Annotated in this window: 21 protein-coding genes; 12 read left to right on the forward strand and 9 right to left on the reverse strand. The window is 36.2% G+C overall.

The features are described from left to right. Window positions 1-87 precede the first annotated feature (87 nt). On the reverse strand, window positions 88-1,086 hold the full coding sequence (locus ACRXC1_RS09865; protein WP_433658409.1) for an enolase C-terminal domain-like protein: 999 nt from the start codon (window positions 1,084-1,086) through the stop codon (window positions 88-90). 44 nt (window positions 1,087-1,130) lie between these two features. Here ACRXC1_RS09865 and ACRXC1_RS09870 point away from each other — a divergent pair, with 44 nt between their 5' ends. The 3 genes from ACRXC1_RS09870 (at window position 1,131) to ACRXC1_RS09880 (ending at window position 4,916) form a co-directional block, all read left to right on the forward strand. Continuing rightward, window positions 1,131-2,072, forward strand: a complete 942-nt coding sequence (locus ACRXC1_RS09870; RefSeq protein ID WP_433658410.1) for a hypothetical protein — start codon at window positions 1,131-1,133, stop codon at window positions 2,070-2,072. 22 nt (window positions 2,073-2,094) lie between these two features. Next, window positions 2,095-3,738, forward strand: a complete 1,644-nt coding sequence (locus ACRXC1_RS09875) for a hypothetical protein (RefSeq protein WP_433658412.1) — start codon at window positions 2,095-2,097, stop codon at window positions 3,736-3,738. Between the two features lie 80 nt (window positions 3,739-3,818). Then, entirely contained in the window at window positions 3,819-4,916 is a 1,098-nt protein-coding gene (locus ACRXC1_RS09880; RefSeq protein ID WP_392909477.1) for a type IV pilus twitching motility protein PilT, read from the forward strand. Window positions 4,917-5,178: 262 nt separating this feature from the next. Here ACRXC1_RS09880 and ACRXC1_RS09885 read toward each other — a convergent pair whose 3' ends face one another. The 4 genes from ACRXC1_RS09885 to ACRXC1_RS09900 form a co-directional block, all read right to left on the reverse strand. Then, window positions 5,179-5,424 (reverse strand): hypothetical protein, encoded by a 246-nt coding sequence (locus tag ACRXC1_RS09885; protein ID WP_433658414.1) that lies wholly within the window; start codon window positions 5,422-5,424, stop codon window positions 5,179-5,181. A gap of 12 nt (window positions 5,425-5,436) precedes the next feature. After that, window positions 5,437-7,632 carry a carboxy terminal-processing peptidase gene (locus ACRXC1_RS09890; RefSeq protein ID WP_433658416.1) on the reverse strand — a complete coding sequence of 732 codons (2,196 nt, stop codon included), beginning with the start codon at window positions 7,630-7,632 and terminating at the stop codon, window positions 5,437-5,439. A 115-nt stretch (window positions 7,633-7,747) separates the two neighbouring features. Then, entirely contained in the window at window positions 7,748-8,959 is a 1,212-nt protein-coding gene (gene thiI, locus ACRXC1_RS09895; protein WP_433658418.1) for a tRNA uracil 4-sulfurtransferase ThiI, read from the reverse strand. An 11-nt stretch (window positions 8,960-8,970) separates the two neighbouring features. Continuing rightward, window positions 8,971-10,062 carry a cysteine desulfurase family protein gene (locus tag ACRXC1_RS09900; RefSeq protein ID WP_433658420.1) on the reverse strand — a complete coding sequence of 364 codons (1,092 nt, stop codon included), beginning with the start codon at window positions 10,060-10,062 and terminating at the stop codon, window positions 8,971-8,973. 147 nt (window positions 10,063-10,209) lie between these two features. Here ACRXC1_RS09900 and ACRXC1_RS09905 point away from each other — a divergent pair, with 147 nt between their 5' ends. Both ACRXC1_RS09905 and ACRXC1_RS09910 read left to right on the forward strand, forming a co-directional pair. Beyond that, window positions 10,210-10,695 carry a hypothetical protein gene (locus ACRXC1_RS09905; RefSeq protein WP_392909468.1) on the forward strand — a complete coding sequence of 162 codons (486 nt, stop codon included), beginning with the start codon at window positions 10,210-10,212 and terminating at the stop codon, window positions 10,693-10,695. Window positions 10,696-10,753: 58 nt separating this feature from the next. Then, entirely contained in the window at window positions 10,754-11,575 is an 822-nt protein-coding gene (locus ACRXC1_RS09910) for a phosphatase domain-containing protein (protein ID WP_433658423.1), read from the forward strand. Window positions 11,576-11,595: 20 nt separating this feature from the next. Here the strand turns inward: ACRXC1_RS09910 and ACRXC1_RS09915 are convergent, their stop codons facing one another. Further along, entirely contained in the window at window positions 11,596-13,164 is a 1,569-nt protein-coding gene (locus tag ACRXC1_RS09915) for an AMP-binding protein (RefSeq protein ID WP_433658425.1), read from the reverse strand. Window positions 13,165-13,212: 48 nt separating this feature from the next. Here ACRXC1_RS09915 and ACRXC1_RS09920 point away from each other — a divergent pair, with 48 nt between their 5' ends. After that, window positions 13,213-15,888, forward strand: a complete 2,676-nt coding sequence (locus ACRXC1_RS09920) for a PEP/pyruvate-binding domain-containing protein (RefSeq protein WP_433658427.1) — start codon at window positions 13,213-13,215, stop codon at window positions 15,886-15,888. Between the two features lie 27 nt (window positions 15,889-15,915). Here the strand turns inward: ACRXC1_RS09920 and ACRXC1_RS09925 are convergent, their stop codons facing one another. Then, the gene (locus tag ACRXC1_RS09925) at window positions 15,916-16,953 is read right to left on the reverse strand and encodes a DUF3419 family protein (protein ID WP_433658429.1); all 1,038 of its coding nucleotides are present in this window, start codon (window positions 16,951-16,953) and stop codon (window positions 15,916-15,918) included. Window positions 16,954-17,016: 63 nt separating this feature from the next. On the opposite strand from ACRXC1_RS09925, the gene ACRXC1_RS09930 reads away from it, so the two are divergent. From ACRXC1_RS09930 to ACRXC1_RS09955, 6 genes are all read left to right on the forward strand, one after another. Beyond that, complete coding sequence (locus tag ACRXC1_RS09930; protein ID WP_392909459.1) at window positions 17,017-17,952, forward strand: hypothetical protein; 936 nt, start codon at window positions 17,017-17,019, stop codon at window positions 17,950-17,952. Continuing rightward, window positions 17,942-18,856, forward strand: a complete 915-nt coding sequence (locus tag ACRXC1_RS09935) for a hypothetical protein (RefSeq protein ID WP_433658431.1) — start codon at window positions 17,942-17,944, stop codon at window positions 18,854-18,856. Before ACRXC1_RS09930 ends, ACRXC1_RS09935 begins: the two co-directional genes overlap by 11 nt. Window positions 18,857-18,960: 104 nt before the next feature. Further along, window positions 18,961-21,306 carry a phosphotransferase gene (locus ACRXC1_RS09940; RefSeq protein ID WP_433658433.1) on the forward strand — a complete coding sequence of 782 codons (2,346 nt, stop codon included), beginning with the start codon at window positions 18,961-18,963 and terminating at the stop codon, window positions 21,304-21,306. Further along, entirely contained in the window at window positions 21,299-22,915 is a 1,617-nt protein-coding gene (locus ACRXC1_RS09945; protein WP_433658435.1) for an AMP-binding protein, read from the forward strand. The genes ACRXC1_RS09940 and ACRXC1_RS09945 overlap by 8 nt, the downstream gene beginning before the upstream one ends. Before the next feature lie 13 nt (window positions 22,916-22,928). Further along, window positions 22,929-23,186: an acyl carrier protein gene (locus ACRXC1_RS09950; protein ID WP_433658437.1), complete on the forward strand. Its 258-nt coding sequence runs from the start codon at window positions 22,929-22,931 to the stop codon at window positions 23,184-23,186. 11 nt (window positions 23,187-23,197) lie between these two features. Then, the gene (locus ACRXC1_RS09955) at window positions 23,198-24,211 is read left to right on the forward strand and encodes a diiron oxygenase (RefSeq protein ID WP_433658439.1); all 1,014 of its coding nucleotides are present in this window, start codon (window positions 23,198-23,200) and stop codon (window positions 24,209-24,211) included. 35 nt (window positions 24,212-24,246) lie between these two features. Here the strand turns inward: ACRXC1_RS09955 and ACRXC1_RS09960 are convergent, their stop codons facing one another. Continuing rightward, on the reverse strand, window positions 24,247-24,612 hold the full coding sequence (locus tag ACRXC1_RS09960; protein ID WP_392909447.1) for a response regulator: 366 nt from the start codon (window positions 24,610-24,612) through the stop codon (window positions 24,247-24,249). Further along, window positions 24,584-25,897, reverse strand: a complete 1,314-nt coding sequence (locus ACRXC1_RS09965; protein ID WP_433658441.1) for a CFI-box-CTERM domain-containing protein — start codon at window positions 25,895-25,897, stop codon at window positions 24,584-24,586. The genes ACRXC1_RS09960 and ACRXC1_RS09965 overlap by 29 nt, the downstream gene beginning before the upstream one ends. Window positions 25,898-25,899: the final 2 nt, after the last annotated feature.

Raw genomic sequence — 25,899 nt, forward strand, 5'->3', positions numbered from 1 at the left:
AAGCTTCCATACAGGTTTACTGTAATTCTACCAATTTACATATCTTACTATTTTAAATGAACACCACAATTTTTCGAGGGGGGGAATTTAATTCATATTAGACAAAATCACTTTTCCTTTTTCCCAAATAACGTGAGGTTCTGAATTATCTTTTAACTTTGTAAAACCATCAAAATCAAAATAATCAAAACCGTATGCGATATTAAAAAGTGACGCGATCCCTACTGTTGATTCAACCATACAACCAAGCATTGTTTTTAATCCAAGCTTCTTGGCCTGCTGCAGTTGCGCAAAGGTCTTCATAAGCCCATTTGCCTTAGATGTTTTTAGTACGACACCATGACAAAGGTCTTTAAACGGATCGAGGAATCTATGATCTTCTATGCCTTCATCGAGAAAGACGTCAATTGGTGATTTTTCTTTTAATTCTTTATATAAATCGAATTCATTACGATAAAGTGGCTGTTCAATAAAGAGAACATTCTCATCCTTAATCAGGGCCAAATGCTCAAGTAATAAATTGAGATTATTTGCATAGGACTCATTAGCATCAAGAACAAATACACGATTTGATTCGTTAATCAATTCGACTTGAACGGGAAAGGTTTCGTGAGTAATCTTAAGCTTTATAACACCATTAGTATCGGCTTCAGCAAGAAGCTTTCTTCCCTCTTCCAAAGAGTCAAAGACAGGAAATGAGTCAAGAGATTCAACACTCTTAACTGTATTCGTTCCAAGAATTTTCCAAGGACTTAGCTCTGTTGCCCTAACGAGATAATCAAGGAATGCTGTTTCAACACCTAGCCTTAGACGAGGAACATGAAAATCATATTGATCAAGATACTGAGTTAATTCATTATATTGAACAATCCCTGCCGATTCATAATCTGATGCAAATCGCTCAAGTTCTAACTTTAAATCTTCAACGCTAATATCTTCTTTTGAGCCGTAGCTTATCTCTCCATAACCTTTGTAATCACCGTTCTTGAGTGTTACATAGATAATCTCCTTGGCCAAAACTTCAGCACCGGAAATTTTCCAAGGTTTATTCAAGTTAACTAGTCGTGTATCTATTGCCCATTCCATATTATGCCTTAAAGCGTTAAAATAATTATTAAAAAGACTAAATTATGTTACCAAAAATAATTTCAAATATCACACTAGCATTTATTGCCATTGTCTTGGCCTACATGCTTGCGCCTCTTTTCAAAGAATTCTTTGATGGAATTTTTAACCCTCACAAGAAAACTAATAAGTCACACTCCAAAGAAGAGTTTGATGAAATGGTTAGAAGAAAAATTGAGAGAATGTCTGTCTCTGGAAGTTCATCATCAACAGATTCCCAATTGTCTAAGTCAACTAAAGGTGGTCAACGAACTTTATTATCTTACTTTGAAGAGAAGCAAATGTTTGCTACGGATGAAGATTTAAAATTCTTTCAAGGTCTTCTTTCTTCACTTCAATGGGGTGACTTTAAAGAAGGAGAAGAGGTTTTAAATCGATTACGTAAAGATTATAAATTCGATAAAGAAGAGTTAAATGCGCTAATTAATCCTTTTATAAAGCAATTCTTCTCTAAGGATGAGTTATTGAAGCTTAGTAGGATCAATCACTTGAAACTAACTAAAGAAGCTTTTATCTCTTATGCAACAACGATGTTTTTATTTCAAAATCTAGATCGTATTGAACATAAGCGCTATGAAAAGAATATCCTAACCTTCCTTATTACCTATTCCACAAAGTCCACAAATCACGTGGAAACAATTGAGAGTTTTATAAATAATGAGAAAATCTCATTACCAAAAAGAAATGAAGCTTTATTTGAAAGTATTACTAAGAAGATCAATACTTCATATGATGAAATCTTCGCAATTTTACCTATTGATGAAAGTAAGTTAAGTGACGAATTCAGTTCACTTAATGAAGAAAGTGACCGAAAAAAGAAATATAAGAAATTAGTGCAAACATACCACCCTGATAAGTGGAGTACAAAATTTAAATCAAAGATCATTAATGATCGATTAAATGAAAATTTTAATAAGTTACAAAATATCTACAATAAAACCAAATAATTTAGTTAGAGAGAATTAGAAGATGCAAAAAAGAAAAGAACAAATCATAAATAATATCGAATGCGAGTTAATAAGAACTGTCAGTGAGACAAATGGTATCTCTTTAAATGACACTCTTGAACTGCTCGTTCACTCTCCTAGTATTCGCGATAATCAACTTCTAGAAAAGCCAATTCTTGAATTTATGAAATTACTATCTTCTTTTCAAATTGACGAAGTTGATATTGAAACTCTCCTAAATCACCCTGTCTCAGATGCAGTTTTTAACTTCTTTCAAAAGTTTCCAATTCCGTACTATGAAGAACATATCCACTTAACAGGCTCCCTTAATGCAGAATTTATTTATCCAAGGCTCAAGAAGCTACTAAGTGGAAAGAACAAGAAAATTTATGAAAAGAGAATTGCCGAAGTATACGGTGAAGATGCACTTCCGATCACTTGTGTTGAGGATGTGGATAACCTTATTCGCCTAAAAGAAGGTGAACAATTTGCAACCTACCTTCGCATTCTTTTTTTAGCAAAACTTATTCTTACTTCAAAGAAGGCCCATCAAGATGCAGCCTACCATATGGCAAAAGAATTATACGAAAATTATAATGTCGGAAGTATTAGGCTAAAGTTTACTCTTTCTCGTGCTTCAAAAATGGATGCTGAACAAATCCCAGGAATTGGAGAAGTGACGGAAGAAGATGTTGTCCTAGGGCTCTATGAAGGCTTTAAAAAGTTTGAAAAGGAAGTACCAAGCTTTAAGTTCATCCTCTCCCCTTCATTTAGAAAGGAATTAAACTTCTTTGATGATACAAACTTTGAAACTAAGAAAGAGCACTTTGAACACCAAGTTGATGCCCTTCTAGAAATCCTAGAAAAGTATCCATACTTAAAAGAGAATCTCGTTGAAATTGATACTGTTGGAGATGAGAAGGCCCTTTACCGTAAGGCACACTTCAAAGAACTTAAAAGTGGCCTACGTAAACTTCAGTACAGAGGTCTTAAGATTCGCTCTCACCACGGGGAAACTTGGCTTACACTAAAAAAAGGAATCCAATCAGTCGATAATGCGATGAATATTTGGCATATCGACACCCTAGAACACGGCTTAAGCCTTGGGATCAATCCTAATTATTACTATCATCGTCTATTTCAAAGAATAATAGAAGTGAATGCTAAACACCAAGCTATTGATAAGAAGTCAACAGAAGGCCATGAGCTGGAAGAGATGGATTGGGAATCATATGCTATTGGAGTAAAAAAGAAGCTCTTTAAAGGAGAGCCTTTAACAGCAGAAGAAGTTACTTTATTCTTAAAGACAAAGTTTCACAACGCACGTGAAGTCGAGCACTACCAACACGATATTCTAAATCGTATTATTCAAAAGAGTGTTTCACTAGTAGCACTTCCTTCTTCAAACCTTAAGTTAACTGGAGTCTTTCCAGACTTCAAAGACCATCCATTTTCATGGTGGGAGAAAAAGGGAGTCAAGCTTGGAGTTGGAACAGATAATTACATCACTCTTTCTACAAATTTTATTCGCGAAATGCTAATTCTCCTCTACTCAGATCCTAAGAATCTTAAGATTACAAAACTTCTGATGCTAACAACGAAGGAGTCAAGAAGGCCATATATCAGTAACCTTCTGTGGGAAATGCGAAAGAGATACGCTAAGTAAGGTATTAAAAATACATAATACTAAACTTTTTCGCACGGTCTTCCGACAAGTGTTTAACTATACGATGAAGGAAGATATAAATGGCGTTTGAGTATACTCATTTCAAGTCACTAATCAATGTCGCAATTGATAATAATGCCAGTGACATACACATAAGGGCGGGGGAAACCCCTTGCTTTAGAATTAGCGGCGATATGGTCGCTGTTAAATCAAATAAACTACTCACGCAGGAAAGTATCTACGATATTCTACGTCTACTTATCGGTGATAAAGAACAACAAGAACTTGAGGCAATTAAAGACCTCGATGGCTCATTTGATTTTGAAGATAAGTGCCGACTGAGATTTAATTATTTTAAATTTAATAATAAGAACGGTCTTGTATTTCGAGTCATTAAAAAAGATATTCCAAGCTATAGACAGCTAGGTTTAAGTGATTCTCTTAAGCAAGTTATTCGTGCAAAACGTGGACTTATTCTAGTGACAGGGGCAACAGGATCTGGAAAATCAACGACCCTTGCCAGCATGATTAATTATATCAATGAGCGCCGTGCAAAACATATCATTACGATTGAAGACCCAATTGAATTTATCCACGAACAAAAGAAATCTCGTATTACTCAAAGAGAGCTTGGAGTTGATACAGATAATTTTGAAGACGCTCTTAAGTTTGCTCTAAGACAAGACCCAGATATAATTTTACTGGGAGAACTTAGAGACCAGAAATCAATTGAAATTGCTCTAAAGGCAGCGGAAACAGGACACTTAGTCCTAGCAACAATTCATACAACTGATGCCATTTCGACTATTAGTCGTATTATTTCAATGTTTCCAGGAGATGAGCAAGCGGATGCGAGAAAGCGTCTTGCGGACTCACTCTATGCTACAATTTCACAGCGCATGATTCGTTCAAAGAAATCATCCAATGGAGTTCGTGTTGCACAAGAGATCATGGTAACAGGTCCAGGTGTAAAAGAATGTATCCGTGGTGATGAGCCACTAGATCGTATTATTCCTATTATTGAAAACGGTGGAACAAACTCAGCAGATATTCCTTGCCAAAGCTTTGATCAAGCAATTCTAAATCTTCTTGAAGGTGATTATATTACAGAAGAAGATGCTGCTAAAGAGGTTCGCAGTGCAAGTGACTTTATGAGAAAACTAATGCTTACAAAGTAGAAATTTCAAATGGTGCCTCAAGAATAGAAAAGGCCCTGGTGGGGGCCAGGGCCAATCCGTCTAACGTGAATTAGACTAACTTGATGTGAGGATAGTAAGAAAAGACTTACATGGTATTTATTATTCGCCATTTTTCTCTTTTTATTAAGGGGAACAATTTTCAGAAAATAAAAAGTAAAAGGCCAAGTACTTATGACTTGGCCTTACTTAATTTTAAATATATAAAAAAGTTGAAACTTTTACTCTTTTTTACCTTAAAAAATTATTTTTGATGTGACAGTATTTCTGTTACGACTTTATCGACAAGTTTTTTAGCATCGTCGCATTGAGTTTTCCAATGAGCGTGATCCAAGTTAGGATCCTTATTCATAAGTAACTCACCTAGCGCTTTAGTACTATCATTAAATTTTCTAAGTAACTCAACTGATAATTGTTCATCATCCATTTCTTCAAGAACTGTCATCACACGATCAATATCTGAATTATCAATTAATTTATTTAAGTCCATTTTTAATCCTTATTATTTCTTAGCTTGCTGAGCAATCATATCACGCATAATATAGATTGCCTCTTCTAAACCTGCATCTTTACGTAGTGAAGATACCCACTCTTCTTTGCGTTGTTTAAAGTCTTCTTTCCACTGCTTATCTTCACCTTTTTTAACAGTTTCATGTGACTTTAATGATTCTTCAAAGTGAGTAACAATTAAATTCTTATTTTCTTGATCTAGTTTAAGATCTTCAAGCTTCTTCTTATTTGCTTCTTCCTCTTTCATCCAAGAATCAATATTGAGCTTAAGTTCAGTTTCTTTACGTCTCTTCTTCAGGTATGCAACACTCTCTTCAATCTTCTTCATACGCTCATCTTTAGCAACACGTTTTTTAGAAGCTTTGATAAGCTTTTTCATATTGTATTGTTTCCCCGGCCATTTCTGGTATTCCTTAGGCTTAATTTGATCCCACTTAAGAGAGTAAGTTAGGTCTTGTTCACGGTTTTCAGCATAAGACATTGGATCAGGGATTACGATATCAGGAGTTACACCTTTGTACTGAGTTGAACCACCATTTACTCGGTAGAACTTTTGGATTGTAAGCTTTAGCGCCCCAAATTCTTGTCCCATCATTTTATTTAAACCTTGATCTAGGCTATAAACAACTTGAACAGTTCCCTTACCGTGAGTAACTGCTCCACCAACGATAACAGCTCTTTTATAGTCTTGCATTGCCGCAGCTAAAATTTCTGAAGCAGATGCTGAATAACGGTTTACCATAACAATTAGTGGACCACTATATTCAATACCTGGATCAGTATCAGCTAAAGTCTCTACTTGATTCAAATAATTTCTAGTTTGAACAATTGGCCCTTCCTTAATGAAAAGTCCAGACATAAGTTGTGCATCAGTTAATGCACCACCACCATTATTTCTAAGATCGAGGATAACACCATTTACTTTTTGCTTTTTTAGTCTTTTAAGTTCTGCTCTAACATCATCAGTACAGTTAATTGTTCCATTAAATTCACGGTAAAACTTTGGAACGTTGATATAACCAAACTTCCCTTTTACACCCTTAAGTTCAAGAACAGATGACTTTGCAAATGAAGCACCAATCTTAACAACATCTCTTGTAATTCCAATTGTCTTTCTTGAACCATCGGCCTTCTTAACATGAAGCTTTACAACAGTTCCTTTTTTACCACGAATATATCTAACGGCATCATCAACTCTCATCCCAACAAGATCAACAGGCTCTTTCTCAGAACTCCCTTCACTTACAGCAAGAATTAAGTCATCAACTTCAAGTTCTTTTTGTCTCCATGCAGCTCCACCAGGAACGATTTCAACAACTTTGATATAGCCCTCGTCTTCAGATAAAACGGCACCAATACCTTCTAGTTGACCAGACATATCGATATCGAAATCTTCTTTTCTTTTTGGAGCAAGGTAAGCTGTGTGCGGATCAAATACAGCACCAACTGAATTATAGAAAAGTTCCATATAGTCTTCTCTAGTATCTTTAAGAAGTCTTTCGAAATATAAACGATACTTCTTATCAATCGCTTCATGTGCCTTAGCAACGATTTCCTTTTCTGTTAGGATTTTTTCAGAGCTAAGTTTCTTCTTATCTTTTTTCCCATTCTTTTTCTTATTATTCTTTTTAGGGTTCTTCAGATCTTCTTGATCTTCCTTCATCGAGATATAACGGGCCATTACAGATTGCTTATAAGTTAGACGCCAGTTCTTTTCAAACTCACTCTTATTCTTAGCAAAGTGTCTCTTTTCTGGATCAAGCTCAACAACTTCATTTCCGTAGAAATTAAACTTCTCTTTAAACATTTTCTTTCTCAGAGCATCCGCTTCTTGAATTCTTTGAGTTTTAATCTTCATTGCATCAAGGACAAGTTTATAATTCCCCGATCGCATTTCATCATCCATTAAAGATTCGTACTTTTTAAGCTCCTTAACGTCATTCTCATATAAGAACTGCTTTGAATAATCGACTTTTTGAACAAATTCTTTGAATGCATTCTTGGAAAGATCATCATTAACTTTTAGTTTCTTATAGTGAAGTTTTTCGAGTACTTCGATTAATAAGTTTCCTAAAACTTGATCTTTATTGATGCTAAAAATTCCATTTTCAGCTCTTAAGACAAATGGCGTTGATAAAAGAATGAGACCTAAAAATAGTCCCAACGACTTTCGAAATTTCTTGTGCATTGAAGCTCCAATTCTAATAATATTAGGTAGTTCCTAAATTATATTTTAAAGCCTCTTTAACATTAATCAAAGATTAATTATTCAGGAAGAAATTACTTGCAATGCACAAAAAACACTACTCCTGCTCACTATTTCTTTTTTCTTTCTTCTCAAAGTTGCCCTGAATATCATACTGATATACTTCAGCATTATTCACGCATTCCTTAATCAATTGCGAAAGATCATGCTCTTCACAAAACTCCATAAAATACTTTGTGTCGGCCTTAATAACCGGATGCTTTGGTGCAAACATCGAACAGGCATCATCGTGTGGGATAATAGAAGTTTCAAAAGTATCAATTTTTTTGGCCTCAGTGATGATATCTAATTTATTCATTCCAATAAGAGGTCTCATCACAAGCATCGGACAAGAACGATCAAGTACACTCATATTCTGAAGAGTCTGGCTAGATACTTGCGCTAGAGCATCACCCATAATTAATGCACTGGCCTTGGCCCTTCTTGCAAGATATGCAGAAGTGTCCATCATATACTTTCTAAAAAATAACGTGCGGTAATCTTCTTTACAGTTCTTAGCGATATAATTTTGAATATCACCATATGGAAGAACATATAATTTAAAGCTATCTTGAAACTTAGAAAGAATTTTTCCAAGCTCTAAAATTTTCTCTTTAACTTCTTCGCCAACATATGGGTAAGCATAGAAGAATGCAAAGGACTGCCTCACTCCTCTTCTTGCCATCAGATAACTAGCAACTGGTGAGTCAATACCACCTGAAAGAAGTGTTACTGCATGGCCACTCGTTCCAACAGGAAGTCCACCAATACATGGAATCTTTTCCCATGATAAATAGATCTCTTCATTCATAACCTTAACATCAACCATAAGGTCAGGATTTCTTACATCAACTTTAAGATCTGTACTCTTTAGAATTGCCGTTGCAATATAACGATTAATTTCATCACTGTTTTTTGGAAATTGTTTAAGAGCTCTCTTAGTTTGAACTTTAAAAGTCTTAACGTTAGTTAACTGGCTTAACTCTTTAACAGCGAGCTCACAAACGTAATCAAGATCTAATGGACATGATCTCATAGGAGTGACTGAACTTAGCCCCGCAACTGAAGTTAGTCTGTGAATTAACTCTTCACTAAACTCTTCTTCACTCTCGGCCACTAGGCGTTGTTGATTATTTTTTAATTTCCAAGATGTATGATGATACTTACTAAAGATTCGACTTAGATTTGTTTGCAGTTTCTTATAGTAAGATTTTCTATTCTTACCTTTAAGCCATAATTCATCAACAGTTAAAATTAAACTCTTATACATCTTTCTTATTCCTATTTAATTAAAAAACCAATTTCTTCGATTACTTCACTAAGGCCCTTTAACATACCTTGAACATCTTCTTGAGTTGTAGACTTTCCGATTGAGATTCTCAAAATATTCTTATGAAATTTCTCATCAATCCCAAGGCCCGCAAAAAGTGGGTTTAACCCCTTAATCTTTGATGAGCAAGCAGTTGATGATGAGATCATGATTCCCTTTGTTTCAAGGTGCCTCATAATAATATCACTAGCAATCCCTTCAAAGAGAACACATAGAATAAATGGCGAAGTATTTTGATCCTCAAACGGATAACTAATATTCTTATGCAGACCACTTAGCCCAGCTTTAATTTTTTCTTTTAGTATCTTTGCTTTCTCAAATGAATCATCTAAGTCAGTGAAAGCTAGTTCACAAGCTTTTGCCAGTGCGAGTACAAGTGACGTTGAAGGAGTTGAGGCCCTAAGACCTTTTTCATGAGCACCACCTCTAAGATAGCGCTTAAGAAAATGCACCTTACTTTCTTTGAAAATAAGACCACCAATACCTCTTGGCCCTCCCATTTTATGAGCACCGAAAGTGACAAAGTCAATTTCAGAATCTTTAAGAGTAAAAGGAACCTTTCCAAAACCCTGAGTTGCGTCTACATGAACGAGGCACTTTCTATTCTTGGCCTTTACAGCTTGTGCGATTTTTTCAACTTCAAAATATTGTCCAGACTGAGAGTTTACAAGACTGATACAAACAAGTTGTGTTTCACTTGTTACTGCATTGACTATTTCTTCAATGCTTTTGAAGCCTTCTCCATTATCAATGACCTTGGTAACAGAAGGATGGTCTCCACTGAGGAAGATAATCCCCTCCTCAATTGAGCGAATAATTTGATTATTTGCTTCTGTTGCAGAGGAAGTGAAAATCAGGCCATAATTCTTGGCCTGGATGAGTTTTAAAATATTAGCTCTGGCATCCTCAATCTTCTTAGCACATTCCTTTCCTGCCAAATGCTTGGCAGCAGGATTGGGATAATCCAATTCGAAGCTTTTCGATAAAACTTCAATAACTTCAGGATAGAGCTTAGTAGAGGCCGCGTGATCAAAATAGTACATAAATTGCCTTATACCATGTTTTAAACAGTAAGTACCTTAAATAACGATATTTTTAGACACTGTCCATATGATATACACTCCAAGTTATTGAAAGCTCGTATTATAGTGCCCTATTTCTTGGCACTTTTCTTGCTCTTTAAAATACATATGAAACTGAGATACTTTATCCTTATATTATTCGGAGTCTACTGGCTTTCAAATTCGGTCCACGCTGCTGGACTAAAGGCCGACGACTACCTCTTTCGCTCTCAAGTAAAGATTGAGGAATTCAATAATTTTTCAAAAAAAGGACTTGGCCATCTTGCGGCCAGAAGCTTAAATGAATCAAAAGACTACCTAGCGAGATTAGGAGAAATTAGTCACGAACTCTCCCAAGAACAGCTTAATCTTATGAAAGAGCTCCAAAACGAGGTCACTCAAAAGCTGAAAATTGAAGCCGAAACAATTAGTACCTGTGATTATCGTAATATTGAGCACTATAAAGAGGTCGAAAAACTCAAAGAGCTCAAAGTTAAGGGTAGTATCCTAACTTTCAGATCACACAAGAATCTCTATCTTCTAAAGGCGCAAGAAGTCCAAAAATGCCAACAATTCAGCACTTGGATGGATAATTTTAACGAAATCTCTGTATAATGTTCATACTAACGCGATACACAGTGAAATCTATGAATTCATTCCATATGATTTCTTTATGAAAACAAGAAACATCAAATCAGTAATCCTAGTACTTACGTTTAACCTTTTAGCATCAGCAACTCTAGCCTTTACTCAGGATAGTGGAAAAACGATTCTAATCTCTGATATCGACGACACTATTAAGGTCGGCCATATCAGATCAAAAATTGATGCTGTTTCAAATGCCTACCGCACAAATAATATCTTCCTTGGTATGGCCGATCTTTACCGCATTATAAAGAATCGCCTCAATGCAGATGTATTCTATCTGACAAACGCTCCAGAAGAAGTGATGGCATGGTCACACACAGAATTACTTAAGAATGGAAACTTTCCAGAAGGGAGTCTTGAGATTAGACCGATTAAAGTTTCAAGTAAGATCTTTAAGGCCCAAAGACTTGAAGAGCTAATCTCAGAGCACAGGCCAGATACAGTTATCCTTGTTGGTGACAATGGTGAGCACGATAATTCTTTCTACAATGGTATTAAACAAACTTACCCAGGAATTAAGTTTCACACTTTTATTCGAGCAGCATACAACTTTGATGAATCTAATAAGCTTTATAAAGGACAAGCAAGTTTTGTTACACCATTTGAAATTGCAGATACCCTCTATCAAAGAAAAGTATTAGAAAGATCAGACTCAAAAGATCTTCAAGACCTACATTTAAAAAATTATATGGAAGAGTATTTATTAAGAGATAAAGGGCAGCTTTATACTCCACACTGGCAAAGATGCTACGGACATAAAGTGAATAGCTGGTCAAACCTATTCTCTACTCTACCAAAAGAGCTAACAAAGAAAATTTCGATTCTTTGTCAAAATTACGAAAACTAGAATACATAATCCAGCACATATTATTTGTGCTGGATACCTTCTCTTATGGCATTGCGATCAACGCGAGAAAAGTGCCTCGAATCAACAGGAACTCTTCCAAACTCAATAATTGCATTTGCTAAATTCCAATCGTTTAAAATTTCACTAATATGATCTTTAATTTTTACTTCGCCTTCGATAAGGCATTTAATCTTATTTCCAACTTGCACAAGAGCAGCTCGTTCAACGCCATCGATTCGTGCTAATTCATTTTCATAATGAAATGTAGGAACAAGCTTTCCATCAATACTTAAACAATCTTTTAATCTTCCTAAGAGATAAATCTGGCCACCACTCATATAACCAACATCGCCAGTTAAATGCCATAGCCTTCCCTGCTCATCCCACTTCTTTGTGGCCTTATTGGCCGGATGATTATCGATATACTCCTTAATTACATGAGGACCACTTAAACAAATCTCACCCCAGATAAGCCCTTCTTGAAAGTCAAAACTATTAGCAACCTCATTAATTTTAACTTCCAAGACTTCAATGACATGACCTAGCTTAAGTCCTGTTTTTTTATTTGAGATATATTCATCAATTGGCACAAAACTAATTGGTTCGACTTCCGTTGATCCATAGATAATATGTATTTCGATACCGTCACTTACCTTTTCAAATACTTCTTTTACAAAGTTTGCATGCTTCGTTGAAATTTCAGCACCACCAATAATGATACTTCTCAGACTTGGAATCTTAATTTCATTTGCAGCAAGGTAATTTGCAAGACGTTTAATGATCATAGGATTAGCACTGAAACGCGTGACCTTATACTTATTCATTTGTTCAATTACTTTTGAAACATCAAACTCAGACAATTTTCGATAGTCGATATCTGGAAAAATTGTCGTTATTCCAAGTCCCAAATTTTGAAGAACAAGAGTTGGGAAAAATGGCATATCAACTTCATCTTCTCGATGTAACCAAAAGTATTCTGAAACGATCTTCTGCGCTAAAAAGATATCAAGACTTCTATTTGCTGCCTTTGGCCTGCCAGTTGAGCCAGTTGTAAAAGAGATAAGCGTTTGAGCATCTTGCTCAATCGGTGTTTGCGAAAAATTAAGATTATCTTCAGCTTTAATATTTGTTAAAGATTTGGCAAAGAAACAGTCTTGATCGTACGTAAAACGCTTCATTTTCCAAAGAGCAGGAATTAAAGGAGTCCACTTTAAAAGCTCTTTAACAGAGATGATTCCCTGAGCATTTGCATCCCCTATGGCCTGCTTAAGCTTCTCCTTAGGCATAGTCGAGTCTATCGAGACGACAACCGCTCCCATGTAAAATAAGGCAACCATAATCTGATATAGCTCAAGACGAAGTGGAATAAGAACAATGACTCGATCTCCCTTCTTAATTCCAGCATCAGATAAAGTCTTTATCCACGCCCCAACTTGAGACATAAATTCACCATAAGTCTGGTCTTTATCTTGGTATATTAAGCATCGCTTTTCTAAATTATTTCTAAAATGAGAATCGAGGTAATGGCAGCCGTTTATTGGCCCACCGATATAACCCAGTTCTTGCCTTATATCTTCAATATTTTTCATATGATAATATTAAATGAAAATAATATAATTTGTAATATTAGGTAGTAAATGTATCTATTAAGTAAATTTGATTCTCTTCTTACAACAAAAACACAAGTTGGTGGCAAGGCCTATAATCTTGCAAAGCTTGAAAAATGTCGTGTTAATACACCTGATTGGTTTTGTATTACTAGTGATTACTTTCAAACATTAGTTGACCAAAATGAAGTATTAAAACAACTTATCATTCAATACACGCAACTTGAATTTATTGACGACTTAAAAGAACTTATTGCAAAGATTCATACAGAGATTAATAAGTGTGAAATATCAATTATTGATGAAGTAATGGAAAGAATTAATCCTGAAATTCATTATGCTATTAGAAGTTCTGCTGCAGATGAAGATGGTAGTCACTTCTCTTTTGCAGGACAGCTCGAATCATTTCTCTATGTCCAAGGAAAAGAAAGAATAGAGGCTGCCATAAGAAATTGCTTTAAGAGTAACTTTTCTCTAACGGCCCTTACATATCGATTTAAGAATCAAATTCATCAATCAACACCTAAAATGGCCGTCATCATACAAGAAATGATTGATCCAGAAAAATCAGGTGTTCTCTTTACGGCCAACCCAATTAATGGGTACAGAGACGAAATGCTCATTTCAGCAAATTATGGCCAAGGTGAAGGTGTCGTTAGTGGCGAGTGTAACACTGACGAGTACACAATCGATGACCGCGGTATTATTAAAGATGAAATTAGAGAAAAAGATTTTAAAATAATTGCTGATTATGAAAATAAGACAACCAAGAAAGTTGAAGTCGTAGGAAGTGATATTAACTCAAGTGTCTTAACTCACGCTGAGATTATCGAGTTAAATAAGATCGCACTTGATATTCTTGCACTAAAGAAGAAACCACAAGATATTGAGTTTTGCTTTAAAAATGGAAAAATCTATATTGTCCAAACAAGGGATATCACTTCTCTTCCTATGGATAAGCGAGAAGAGTTTGCCAATGTCTTTGATAATTCAAATATTCAGGAGTCATTCAATGGCGTCACAACTCCTCTAACATTTTCTTATGCTTCTAAGATGTACTTTAAGGTCTATCACCAATTACTAGGCCTAACGGGATTAAGTGAAAAAGAGTTAAAGAAGCACGAAAAAAGACATAAGAATATGATTGCACTTATCGAAGGGCGTGTTTTCTACAATATTCAGTCTTGGTACAAAGGACTTCTGTTACTTCCATCTTTTAAACAATCAAAAGGTGATATGGAAAAGATGATGGGAATAACAGACCCTGTCGAATTCATTGAAGATAAGAATCTTCCATTTTGTGAGAGGCTTAAGATGCTTCCTGGTTTAATTAAAACCTTTGGAAGTCTGCTGTGGTATTTTTCTAAAATTGATAAAGTTGTTGCAGACTTTATGTCTAGCTTTTATGAAGTATATGAAGATATTGATTTTTCTAAACTTAACAGACTTAATCTCACACAACTCTATGACCTAACTGAAGAGCTTGATCAAAAAATCACAAGTAAGTGGCATGCCCCGCTTATAAATGATTTCTATGTCATGATGATGAATGGAAAGATGTATCGCTGGATGGAGAAGCTTGCGGTTGAAAATTCCGATATCACGCTTGGAAACTTATTGTCTGGAGAACACGATATAGCCAGTACCCAGCCAACAAAAGAACTTCTAAAGATTAGTGATGAAATTAAGAAGTGTGATCAAGACTTTCAGGATCAATTCTTAAAATTAGAAAACTCAAAAGTCATGGACTTCTTCTATATCAACAATAAGGCCATCTTTGATCTATGTCAGAAGTATATTCAAGACTATGGTGACCGCACTATTGGGGAACTTAAATTAGAGAGTTTATCTCTGCGTGAAAACCCCGACTTTCTTATTAATATTCTAAAGAACTACGTTATTAAAGAAAGTCTAAGTTATGATAACTTTATTGCAAATGAGCTTGAACTTAGAGAATCTGAAGAAGCTAAAATAGCTCCAATCATTAAAAAGAAGCTTTCTTCTTTTGCTAGAAAACGTTTTTATAAAGACCTTGAAAAACTCAGAAAGGCAATTCGCTACAGAGAAAATACAAGGCTACTACGAACTAAGTCTTTTGGAATTTCACGCCAAATTTACCGTGAGATGGGAAATCAGCTAGCAAGCTTTAACTTAATCAATTTACCTGAAGATATCTTCTTTCTAACTCTTAGTGAGATCGAAGAGTTGAAAGATGGGCGTATTGTGCAGACAAGTCTAAAAGAGCTAATTAGCTTAAGAAAGTCTGAGTATGAATCATATGAAGATGAAGAGCCTGGTCATCATTTTAAGACTTTTGGCTTTGTTCATGCGGGAAATAAGTTTATCTATGAAGGTAATACAAATCTCGATCACGATGGTGCACTTAAGGGTATTGGATGCTATCCAGGACATATCACAGGAGAAGTCGCCCTACTCTTTAAACCAGATGATGGAATCGATGTGAATGATAAGATTCTTTGTACGGTAAGAACTGACCCAGGCTGGGCCCCTTTATTCCCATCAATTAAGGGACTTCTCGTAGAAAAAGGATCGACACTATCACACTCTGCGGTTATCGCACGAGAGCTTAAAATACCGACAATTGTCGGTGTTCCAGGAATTACAAAAATTGTTGAAAATGGGCAAGAGATTGAGATGGACTGTGAAAAAGGTCTAATTAACTTACTTCAAGATAATCAAGAATAACAAAAGGCCTCATAATGAGGCCTTTTTCTATGAAATTCTTTTATAAAATTTAATATCATAAACCCCAACTTTCTCCTTCTTAATAAGATCAGAGAAGTCAGCTGTTATATCTTCAAAGCCGTCTAAGTTTGGTGAATGAACACGTAAGTAATAGCGAACACAAATCACACCACCAATAGAAATTGAAGCTTTGGCCTTTTGTATGAAGTCTCGACCTAGCTCATTATTAAAGTAACTAGGAACATCAGAATAAGAAAAGTAATCAAATTGATGCTTTCCACTGGCAAGCTCTGCAACAACATCACCAATATGATAATTGACTTGAGTTGTTTCAATACACCTTTTTAGCTCAGAAAACTTTCGACATCGCAGTGGCGTATTTGTCAAAGTAACTTCTCCAAAAAAGCATAGACTTAAGAAGAAATTATCTTTGATAAGGTTATTCTTAAATAGACGAGCAAAGCGATTTCGATAGAACTTCACATAACTCTCGGGGATATTCTTTCTGATAAAGTCCCCTCGATATAAGAGAGAATTCATTAGAGCTTTATTCCCAACAATCGACAGAACAACAGTCCACTTCACTTTAAAGCTTACTGTATCCATAATATTGAGCTGCTCTTGAACAGTTTTACAGTTTTTAAGGGCATCAATAATTCGATGACCAAGGATCTTACGACAAAGCTTTGAGAAAGTAATAAACGTCTTCTCCCATGAGCCAGCAAGGGCCGCAATTTCATTGGCATCAAAGTATTCACTAAGTCCAACATTTGCACCAATAGTCTTTAAGATTCCAGAATCATCATGATACGCTCTTAAAAACTCAACTTCATCAAGGGCAAGGATCGCCTTCTCATATGCCCTGGCCCACTCAATTTGGAGTCCAGAAACATCAAAGAGGTCTAGTCTTGAATCAACATTTGTCACGAGATATAAGCCTCTCGGCCCGGCACCACAAATAGAACCAATATTTTTTGAAGAAAGTTTTCTACAAACTTTTGACTCCATTTCAATATCTTCATTTGCAAGTGAGTAATTTAATTTGTCAGTAAAATATTTTGCCATGTCACAATTATAGTTGTTTTCATTATATAATGGTACAAAGAAATTAAATTCAGATGAGGATGTATGAGCAAAGATATAAGTCATATTAAAATGGAAGATTCATTTATTAAGAGATATTTAGCATGGTCAAGCGAGCGCTTTCCAATGGCCAATGTCATCTCTGGCCTAATTACTTTCTTTGTCATGAGTCGTCTGGCCCTCTTCTTACAAGATAAAGCACTAGACTTCACACCACTAGATATCCTAGGGGCCATTGCAGTAGTTGGCCATTACTTTGTATTAAGAGTATTCGATGAACATAAAGACTTTAAAGTTGACTGTATTAATCACCCAGAGCGTGCTCTTCAAAGAGGCCTAATTAAACTTTGGCACCTCGATATTATTGCGGCCATTTTTACTATTATTGGACTAACTTATTCATTCTTAATCTCAAATAACTATCTTACTCTTATTTGTTATGGAGCCGTTTACCTATGGTCAGTTCTAATGGCCAAAGAGTTCTTTATTGGCCCTTGGCTAGAAAAACGCTTAACTCTCTACTCAATTAGCCACATGTTAGTTTCTCCTCTTATTATTATTTGGATCATGTCGGCAAAATGGCAAGTTCCAACATTTGAATTCTACGTTTATCTAATTCTTGCCATGTCATTTGCTTCAGGCTTCTCATATGAATTCACAAGAAAGACGAGAGGGCCAGAAGAAGAAACTGAAACACTTGATTCATATACAAAAATTTATGGAGCTGGAGGTAGTGTTCTAATCATCACATTAATGAATATGGTAACTCTAGGATGCTTCCTTTACCTTATTCCGCTAATGCCAAACCTGCGTTCAATTTTAGCAGCAATGGGAATTGCAGGCTTTGCAGCTGCACAATCAACTCTTTTTAAATATCTTAAAAAACCGAGTCTAGAAGGACGTAAGAAGAACGAAAAGTCATTTGGACTCTTTGCTCTCCTACTTTATATCGCTCTAATTGTAGGTGTTTATGCAAATTAACTTAGACCTACTTACACAGGATCAAAAACAAGAGTTTCTTCTTTTTAAAGATAACGAAGCAATCTCAAGTATTGAACAATTTGTCGATGGTGAAGCTTGCGCAATCTTCTTTCTTATCGGTAAAGAAGCCTACTTTGGTTTTTGTTCTGGGAGTTTATCAGATAGCTTTATAAAAGCGGCAAAAGCATATCGTGCTACACATGGTATCGACAAAATAGTCGGTCCCCTTAATTTTTCAACTTATAATACCTATCGCCTTAAACAAAACGAAGACCTTCCCCATCACTTAATGGAGCCACCATATGACAAAAGTCTGTATGACTTATTAAGTGCTAACGGTGAAGTCTTTGAGAGTTATGTAACTTATGAGATCAATGACTTTGATAAGCTCTTGAAGTGGTCTAAACAATTTGATGAAATCGATGACTCACCAATGACTCAGAATTATGAGCTCAAAGTGATTGATGGCCAATTTTGGCTAGATAATCTTGAACGATTCTATCAAAGTGCTGATCAAGTCTTTGGAGAAAATATCGCCTACTCCCCAATTTCATTTGAAACATTCAAGCTAAAGTATGGACCTCAGGCAGCTGCTCTTATTTGCCCTCACACATCGCGTGCTCTAATTTCAAAAGAGGATAACTCGATTGTTGGTATCATCCTAAACTTTGTGGACCCCACATCAACAGACAAAAAGAAGCTCTTAATTAAGACTATGGGAGTTCACCCAGATCATCGTCATATGGGCCTAAGCTTCATTTACCTTCTAAAGGAGATCATCCCTCAGGTTCGATCTCAATATGAGCAGGCTTATCTATGCTTAATGCGAGACGGAAACCTTCCTTCTCTATTTGCGAAAGATATTTCACAGAAAACTCGATTCTATCACCTATTCAGTCTCTAACTTACTGATTTTACTATAATACACATGCCGTCTACACAGTAGACGGCCATAGTACAATTTTCAATCAAGCGCTCTCGTTCATCTTTATAAGCTATATTTGAACAATGAAGATCAATGAAACACACACAAATTTAGCTTCTGACCAGGAAGCAAAAGTCGTAAAGCAGAAGCTTTCGGCCCCATCTCGTTTTGACTACTCTGAGGCAGCAAGACTAAATCGTATTGCAATTTTAGAGGCCCAGTGCGGAGAAAGCCTCGACTCAATTCAAACGACTGACTTAGATGGCCTAAGCCTCAAGGGAAATATCGAGTCTTATACTGGAAGCATTTCGATTCCAATGGGAATTTGTGGGCCATTAAAAATAAATGAAAAAGGCGAAAAAGAAGATCTTTATATCCCTATTGCAACATCTGAAGGTGCACTAGTCTCTTCTATCACTCGCGGCGCACTTGCTGTGTCCTTATGTGGTGGATTTAAGGCCAAGGTACTAAGAAAGCGCATGTACCGCGCTCCTGTTTTTACATTTGATGATATTGACCATGCTGATGAATTTATCTCATGGTTAGAAGATAATTTCGATACAATTAAAAGTATTACTAAGAAGTACTCAAATTTTGCTGATCTTAAAAAGATTAAGCCAGTTCTTATAGGCCGCAACGTTCACGCTAAATTTATCTATGAGTGCGCTGATGCCTCTGGCCAAAATATGACGACGGTTTGTACTTGGCAATCATGCCTTTGGATCAAAGAAGAACTTCTTACTTCAAAAATTAATCTCGTAGAATTTTTCCTTGAAGGAAATGGATCAAGTGATAAGAAAGTTTCAGTTGGATCTGCCATGCAGACACGCGGAACTTATGTAACTGCAGAATGTGTGATCTCTGAAAAAGTTTTAAAGCGTATCTTAAAGACTACGAGTACTGATCTTATCAATTTATACCTAAGATCTCTTCCTATCACTCGTTTAGAAGGAATGACTGGCTATAACGTCAACGTTGCCAATGCTGTTGCTGCCATTTTTGCTTCAACTGGACAGGATCTCGCCTGTATTCATGAATCTTCAACTGCGGTTTTAAATTTTGAAAAACATGAAAAAGGTTTATATGTAAGCTTAACACTACCTTCACTTGTTATTGGAACTGTTGGTGGTGGAACAGGTCTAGGTCACTATAAGGACTGCCTGAAGTCGATTGGTTGTTCAGGTGCCGGAAAGGTCGAAAGATTTGCTAAAATTATTGCAGGTGCTGCCCTATCACTAGAGCTTTCGACGATGTCGGCCATCTGTGGTGGACAATTTGCTTATGCTCACGACAAGCTAGGAAGAAATAATCCAAAAGATCAACTTAAGACAAAAGATATCACAAAAGAATTTATCAATGAAAATTTCACTGATCAGTCGACTCTTGTTCAAGAAAGTGAATCGATTGAGCATGATCATAAGATCAATATTGAAAATGGGATTATCACAGAAGCGACTTCCCGAGTAGTTAACAAGTCACTTGGTTTTACTTCATTAGAAGTAAACAAAGAAGAAAAAATCATCCTTAAATCAAAGCCTCTTGATACTGATGTGATTGCAGGCTTTGCAGCTATCGCAGGTTTTGCCGATAGTGATATCAGAAGAAAATTTATCAAAACAATTCATAATAATGAATTTACGAAATGTCATGTAAGAGAAATTGAAGCATACCGTATGGTTTCAAAAGATTTCTCTCGCTATATGCCAGAGCTTCACGGTACGTATGTGAATGCTCAGAAAGAAGCTTACCTTCTTCTTCTTGAGAACTTAAATTTCTCAAAAATTGAGTTAATGAATACGCAAGGAAGTTTAGAGCTATGGATTAGCTCAACTCGTGAATTAATCTATGATGCCATCTCTAAAGTCCACAAGAGTTTTGCTAATTCACAAGAAGTAGCAGAGTCATCCCTTAATCTTGGGAAGATTAATATTGATAAGGATTTAACAAAATCGATTATCACTTATATTCGCGCACAAAATTACATTAGCGCAAAGACCGAAGCGAAATTGGAAGAAGTTCTAAGCAGCGTTGAACAATGGGCAAAGATCATTAACAAGGGCCCTAAAACACTAACTCACAATGACTTTAACCCAAGAAATATTTGTTTCAAGAATGGACGTCCATGCTTCTATGACTGGGAATTATCACGTTTTAACTCTCCATACAGAGACTTAGTTGAGTTCATGAGTTTCACAACACCAAGTGGAGAGATCGAAAGTGATATCGAATATTACTTCGCTAAGGATGGACTAGAACTAACGAAAGAAGAGAAATTAGAAAATATGCTTTCATGTGCAAATGAGTATCTACTTAATCGTGTCCTATTCTACTATGTAGGTCATAGTGTAAATGAGTATGAATTCATGCCACATATCTTTAATAAAACACTTGAGATCATTGCTTACTTAGAAGGTCAACTGAATGCGTAACCTAATTGACAAGCTACTTTCAAATAAAGATCTAGAGAAGAAGGTTCTCTTCTTTTACAAGAACTTTAAGCTTGTTAGCTCTCTTTCTATCGATGAGCTTATGGAGAAGGCCCGTGCAATTGCTTCAAAAATTAAAGCAAATGAAATCACTGGTAGTAATATAATCCTTTCTTTTGAAAATGAAGAAAGCTTTGTGACATACTTCTTTGGTATTATTCTTTCAGGAAATGTACCAGTACCAATGGCATCAAACGCCTTAATGCTAAAAGAAGATTATCAAGAATTACTATTCCAATTCGCCTCAGCAGCACAAACAAAGTATATCGCAGCAAAGAACTCTCCAGAGGGCTTTACAAATATAGTAAAATTTAACGACGTTGCAATGGCAACACAATTTGCAAATCCAGAAAGTAATGAAACTTGTTTTATTCAATTTTCTTCTGGTTCAACTTCGGCCCCTAAGGGTGTTGTTATCAGCCATAGTAACCTACTTGCAAATAATGACCAGATTAATCAAGGCATCAAGCTAAGTGATTCTGACTCCATTTGTACTTGGCTTCCACTTCATCATGATATGGGACTAATAGGAAGTCTTCTAACTGCCCTGTTAAAGAATTTAGAATGTCATATTATTCGCACTCAAGATTACGTGATAGCACCTCACAAATGGCTTCACTTAGTATCTGAAACGAAGTGCAGTGCTCTTTGTATTCCAAATTCGGCCTACTATGTTTGTGCGACAAAAATTCCAGAAAAAAAACTAGAAGGACTCGATCTTTCACATATTCGCTTCGCTCAATGTGGCGCGGAACCTATCAAGGCAAATGTATTAAAAGCCTTTAGTAAACGTTTTGAAAAATACGGCTTCAGTGCAAATGCTATTATGCCTGTTTATGGACTAGCGGAGGCAACTCTTGCTGTAACATTTCATGACGTTGGAACTAAGTTTGAAACTCTAACGCTTAAGAACGAAGAGTTTATTTCATGTGGAAAGGTCCTTTCTCCTACTCAGCTAGAGATTAGAAATCAAGGCCAAGGAGTTGGAGAAATCTACATAAAAGGCCCATCTATTTCAACTCATTACTTTGGAAGAGAGTCACATCTTGAAGATGGTTGGCTTAATACAGGAGACCTAGGGTTTCTCGATAAAGAAGGTAAGCTCTACGTAACAGGAAGAAGCAAAGACCTGTTGATTTGTAACGGAGTGAATATCTTTGCCAATGACCTTGAATTTATGGCCGCCAAAGTTCCAGCGGTAAAGCTTGGGCGCATGGTTGCCTTCTCTATCCAAACGGATAAGAGCGAGCGACCTCACCTGATCATTGAGCTCAATGAGAAGTCAAAAGAGGCCAGAAATAGAGTAAAACGAGACGTCGCTAACGCACTTAAGTCAAAGATGGCCCTCTCAGAAGACAATATCTCGATCGTGCCAGAATTGACTCTTAAGAAAACGACAAGTGGGAAGGTAAAACGCCAAAATGCCCAAAAAAGATACATGACCGGAGAAATTACAAAAATCGAGAAAAATTATCGATTTAATCTTATAGTTTCTCGATACATAAAAAATAAATTTAAGTTTAATTTCTTAATCAAAGAGAAATTGGGATAACTTGGATACCACTATGGATAAGAAAGTTTTAAAATATTTAAATGAAGCAATTGCTGAAGTCAGTGATGAAAAAGAAATTACACTGACTCTTGAGACAAGCTTTATCACGTTGGGCCTTGACTCATATGATGCCATGTCATTTATCGGACGCCTAAAAGAAGATTTCGAAGAACTACCTGTCACAATCTTCTTACAATGCCAAACGACTCAAGATTTAATTAATTACTTAGAAAAAAATCATAACGAAGAACTAAAGCAAGTACTTTCATAATTGGAGCTAAGATGGAATCGAGACTTATTAGCAAATTAGAAAAACTTAATAAACAATCTGTCGAGCGCGCCTTCACTGTTGATGCACTTGATTGGTCTAAACCAATTGATAAGAAGCTAAAGTGGACACCAGATGAAATGGTGACCATCTCTTACCTACCAAGTTATGACTTACTTACAGAGGCCCAAAAACTTAGATTCAACCAATTAATTGGACTTTCAATTTGTGAGCAATTTATTTGGTTTGAAAACGTTCTTCTAAATCCGGCCCTTAAAAGCTGTAAAAGAATTTATAAGCTAAACCCTCAAATGACTGAGGCCATTGATCACTTTATGGAAGAAGAAGATAAGCACGGCGAAATCTTTCTAAGAATGCTTATGAAGGCCGAGCCTGAAAATTATTCGAAAGAGAACCCTCTACGTATATTTAAGCTTAGTCCTGTGCAGAACTTCATCATGAAAGTTGTCACAAAATTTCCAAATATCTTCTTATGGTGGATTTGGATTGCCCTATTCTTTGAAGAAAGAACATTAGATATTTCTAAGAAATATAACAAGGCGCTAAAGGCCGGTGAAGTCGATTGGAACTTCTGGCAATGCCACTACTATCATATGCTTGATGAAGTAAGGCATCAGCAAATTGATGAGTGTTTTCTTGCGGCCTTTTACGATAAGGCCAACCCAATCCTTAGAAAAATCAATGCCAGCGTCTTTGTAAAGTTTATTTCATCATACTTTGGACCTAAGAGACTTGCTGGAAGAATCCTAGAACTAATGCAAGAAGAGTTCAGTGATCTTTCACAGGAAACAGTTAATCAATTAAAAAGCGAATTTGAATCACTTCGTACGAATGTTGAATTCCAACGAAGTGCCTTTTCGAGACAGGGGCTTGGCCGTACGTATGAGTTACTGGCCAAATATAACGAAATGGATGGTTTTTGGGATCTGCTACTTGAAGAAAGTAAGGAAGATCATCTGGGGAAAAACCGATACGTACGAGGTACGCATTCGACAATCCTAAACTAGCCAAATTAAAAAGGGACCCAATACGGTCCCTTTTTTTATTGTAGATCTTTTTTTAAACTTGTCAGTAGCTCATCTAGATCAAAGGGCTTGTAAAAGAAACGAGTGACCCCTTCCTTCATTGCCTCTTTTAGAGAAATATCTGCTTGTCCTGAAACAAAGTAAAATACTTTCTCCTTCTGGCTGTCATTACTATTTGTGCAATCAAGAACAACCTTCCCATTTCCATCTGGCATCTTATAGTCAGAAATTATGGCATCAAAAGTTTGGCCACTATTGATTAGCTTAACAGCACTATTTCCAGAGTTTGCGCACTCCGTCTCATAGCCTTCAAACTGAAGCTCCTCGGCCAGTAACTCTAGAATATCTGGTTCGTCATCGACGATTAAAACTTTGTAAGGCATAGATAAATTCTCTTCTAAACGTTAAAAACGTAATTATAGTCATGAATCCTAATATAAATAGGATATTTTGTAAAACAAAATACATTGAGAAACTATATCTCTTAATCATTGAGGCCAAGGACTCGTTATTTAAGATTGTTTCCACAAAAAATGGCGCAGTGCTATAGTAAAATTTTACAAACGCAGCACCAAGAGCTGTCTTCATCAGATACTCATCTCTAATAACGCGAAAGTATTCTAAGACGTAGTGATTTCTTTGAAAGCCAGCAGTTACAAGATAACACTGGTTTTCCGAAAGCAGCTTCTCAATTGGTTGAGGCTGATAATCTGCCGTTTGTACATCCAGATCCGCACTACTTGTACTACCTGGCCCAATAAAGCCAAAGTGATCAAGATACGCGATAGCAGAGCTATAAGTTGCGTTATTAGTGAGATTTGTCACCTTAACATTACCTTCATTTGATTGATCTTCAATAATTCGAATATCATCAACGGTCCTAGTGACAAGTCCCCCTCCATTTTTAACATAGAGGGCGATGCGAGAAATATAAGTACCATTCCCACCATGATCACCAAAATAATCAAGAACTGCAGTCTCATCTCCCGCATAAGTCCCTGTGATATTTAAGCTTGCACGTGTTCTGATATCAGTGACAGCGGCACTAATAACGAGTTTAAAGTAAATCGCTCTACCTACAGTATCAGGAATCTCCACTTCTTCGTTAGAGCTATAGTCTGTGTCTTTAGGCATATAGAATAGAACCAGCTCGATGCTGTCTTTAATTGAAGCAATTGAATCTGTGATTCCGGCGCAGTTTAATTCACTTGTTGAGCAGATATCGAGAAAGCTTACAAATGGTGCCTCAACTTGTGAGCTTGGGATTTCAGTAACAATACGATAAACCGGATTTGAGTTATCGTTGTCTTTTAATGCAACATAAAGCTCTTCATTTGTATAAGCTAGAGAGTCAACGTCTCGTAGAAAGAGCCCTCCTACATCAGACGTTTCATCGGCCAAGTTAGGAGATGTACCACTTGAGTCAGCAAGATAATAAGCAAAATCTTGTACACCTGTACCAAGACTAAGAGGTACATAGAGAGTGATAGCTGCTTCTGCTGTTGAGCCATCTCCACCTAAATTATAAAAAAGCTCATTTAAGTTTTCACCTGTTGAATTTCTGAGGTAAAAAACAGGCTCTTCAGTGTCATCTAATCCGAGACTCGCACCGTAAGCACTTGTGATTGTAAGGTAAAGAAAAATGAAGATTTTAAATAATTTCTGCATAG

The sequence above is a fragment of the Halobacteriovorax sp. GFR8 genome (genome assembly GCF_050955245.1).
Taxonomy (GTDB): domain Bacteria; phylum Bdellovibrionota; class Bacteriovoracia; order Bacteriovoracales; family Bacteriovoracaceae; genus Halobacteriovorax_A.

Coding starts and splice junctions, on each gene's coding strand:
- ACRXC1_RS09875 (WP_433658412.1), top strand. CDS start 2,095: ATGCAAAAAAGAAAAGAACAAATCATAAATAATATCGAATGCGAGTTA.
- ACRXC1_RS09940 (WP_433658433.1), top strand. CDS start 18,961: ATGAAGATCAATGAAACACACACAAATTTAGCTTCTGACCAGGAAGCA.
- ACRXC1_RS09915 (WP_433658425.1), bottom strand. CDS start 13,164: ATGAAAAATATTGAAGATATAAGGCAAGAACTGGGTTATATCGGTGGG.
- ACRXC1_RS09920 (WP_433658427.1), top strand. CDS start 13,213: ATGTATCTATTAAGTAAATTTGATTCTCTTCTTACAACAAAAACACAA.
- ACRXC1_RS09870 (WP_433658410.1), top strand. CDS start 1,131: ATGTTACCAAAAATAATTTCAAATATCACACTAGCATTTATTGCCATT.
- ACRXC1_RS09885 (WP_433658414.1), bottom strand. CDS start 5,424: ATGGACTTAAATAAATTAATTGATAATTCAGATATTGATCGTGTGATG.
- thiI (WP_433658418.1), bottom strand. CDS start 8,959: ATGTATAAGAGTTTAATTTTAACTGTTGATGAATTATGGCTTAAAGGT.
- ACRXC1_RS09965 (WP_433658441.1), bottom strand. CDS start 25,897: ATGCAGAAATTATTTAAAATCTTCATTTTTCTTTACCTTACAATCACA.
- ACRXC1_RS09925 (WP_433658429.1), bottom strand. CDS start 16,953: ATGGCAAAATATTTTACTGACAAATTAAATTACTCACTTGCAAATGAA.
- ACRXC1_RS09960 (WP_392909447.1), bottom strand. CDS start 24,612: ATGCCTTACAAAGTTTTAATCGTCGATGACGAACCAGATATTCTAGAG.
- ACRXC1_RS09880 (WP_392909477.1), top strand. CDS start 3,819: ATGGCGTTTGAGTATACTCATTTCAAGTCACTAATCAATGTCGCAATT.
- ACRXC1_RS09935 (WP_433658431.1), top strand. CDS start 17,942: ATGCAAATTAACTTAGACCTACTTACACAGGATCAAAAACAAGAGTTT.
- ACRXC1_RS09930 (WP_392909459.1), top strand. CDS start 17,017: ATGAGCAAAGATATAAGTCATATTAAAATGGAAGATTCATTTATTAAG.
- ACRXC1_RS09905 (WP_392909468.1), top strand. CDS start 10,210: ATGAAACTGAGATACTTTATCCTTATATTATTCGGAGTCTACTGGCTT.
- ACRXC1_RS09950 (WP_433658437.1), top strand. CDS start 22,929: ATGGATAAGAAAGTTTTAAAATATTTAAATGAAGCAATTGCTGAAGTC.
- ACRXC1_RS09890 (WP_433658416.1), bottom strand. CDS start 7,632: ATGCACAAGAAATTTCGAAAGTCGTTGGGACTATTTTTAGGTCTCATT.
- ACRXC1_RS09910 (WP_433658423.1), top strand. CDS start 10,754: ATGAAAACAAGAAACATCAAATCAGTAATCCTAGTACTTACGTTTAAC.
- ACRXC1_RS09865 (WP_433658409.1), bottom strand. CDS start 1,086: ATGGAATGGGCAATAGATACACGACTAGTTAACTTGAATAAACCTTGG.
- ACRXC1_RS09955 (WP_433658439.1), top strand. CDS start 23,198: ATGGAATCGAGACTTATTAGCAAATTAGAAAAACTTAATAAACAATCT.
- ACRXC1_RS09945 (WP_433658435.1), top strand. CDS start 21,299: ATGCGTAACCTAATTGACAAGCTACTTTCAAATAAAGATCTAGAGAAG.
- ACRXC1_RS09900 (WP_433658420.1), bottom strand. CDS start 10,062: ATGTACTATTTTGATCACGCGGCCTCTACTAAGCTCTATCCTGAAGTT.